Annotated in this window: 1 protein-coding gene; it reads right to left on the bottom strand. The window is 77.3% G+C overall.

The features are described from left to right. Positions 1–104 precede the first annotated feature (104 nt). Positions 105–1,151, bottom strand: coding sequence for a phosphotransferase (locus tag LCE31_RS36005; protein WP_225022088.1), 1,047 nt, complete (start codon positions 1,149–1,151; stop codon positions 105–107). Positions 1,152–1,288 lie beyond the last annotated feature (137 nt).

Below are 1,288 nucleotides of genomic sequence, written 5' to 3'. Positions count from 1 at the left end.
CCCCCCCCCCGGGGGGGGGCCCCGCCCCCCCCCCCGCGCGGGGCGGGGGGGCGCGGGCCGCCCCGCCGCTCCGCCGCCCTGCCGGCCCGCGGCCCGGGGCCCGCTCAGGCCGTGAAGGCCTCGCGGACCGTTTCGTACTCCTTGGTCCACCACACCGCCAGGGCCGACACCGCGGCGAACTGCGGGTCGGCCCTGAGGTCGTGGCGCACGTACCGCCAGCGCAGTATCCAGAAGTCGTTGAGGCGCTCCCACCACACCCGGTGCACGGCCGCGGCGAGTTCGCGCGCGTCCGCGCCCGCCGCCCGCCGGTACGCCGTCGCGTACGCCCGCACCTTCGCCAGCTCCAGTCTCCCCGTCGGCCGTACGAAGAAGATCGCGGCGGCCCGTACGGCCTCCTCCGCCCGCGGCAGGACCGCCAGCCGGTCCCAGTCGACGATCGCGGCGGGCTCGACGCCCCGGTAGAGGAGGTTCAGCGGGTGGAAGTCGCCGTGCACCCAGCCGGGGGCGGGCTCCGCGCCCGGCGGCGGCCTGCGGTGCGCGTGGCGCTCCAGCAGCGCGCGCCGCTCCACGAGGCGGTGGGCGGCCAGCTCGTCGAACGCGTCACGGGGGCGGCGGGCGCGCGCCAGTGCGAGCAGCTCGGAGATCTCCTGGAAGGTCAGCGCGGGGTCGCGGCTCTCGTACCCGGCGTACGGGACCGCGCGGGACCCGGCGGAACCGGTCCTGTCGGAACCGGTCCTGTCGGAACCCGTCCTGTCGCCGTGCCCCGCGTCCATCACATGGTCCAGACAGGTGTGCACGAGCCCCAGCAGCGCGCCGAGGTGCGCGGAGGCGCGGACGGTCAGCTGCGCGCCGCCGCGGTGCCTGCCGTCGATCCAGGGGTGCAGGGCGTAGCAGTGGCCGCCGATGACCGCGACGGTGTCGCCGCCCGCGTCCTCGACCGGTGGCGCGACGGGCACGCCGAGCCGCTCCAGGCGCTGGGTGGCGCGGTGCTGGCGGACGATCGCGTCACGGTCGCCGTCCAGGTGGTGCTTGAGGAAGTAGGCGCCGCGCGTGGTCGCGAGCCGGTAGCCGCGGTTGAGCAGCCCCTGGGTGACCGGTTCGCAGGAGAGGAGTTCGCCCGCGCCGCGGTAGCGCCGTAACAGCGCGCGCAGGGGAGGCCCTTGCTCAGGACCGCCGCGCTCGGGGGAGGCGCCGGCCCGGGGAACGGCGCCCGGCGGAACCGCCGGAGCGGTGACGGCGGGAGAGGTGACGACCGGAGCGGTGACAACCGGGGAGGTCACGACCGGAG

Source organism: Streptomyces sp. 8L, from assembly GCF_020176795.1.
In the GTDB taxonomy this organism is placed as follows: domain Bacteria; phylum Actinomycetota; class Actinomycetes; order Streptomycetales; family Streptomycetaceae; genus Streptomyces.
This window is presented reverse-complemented; position numbering and strand designations above follow the sequence as displayed.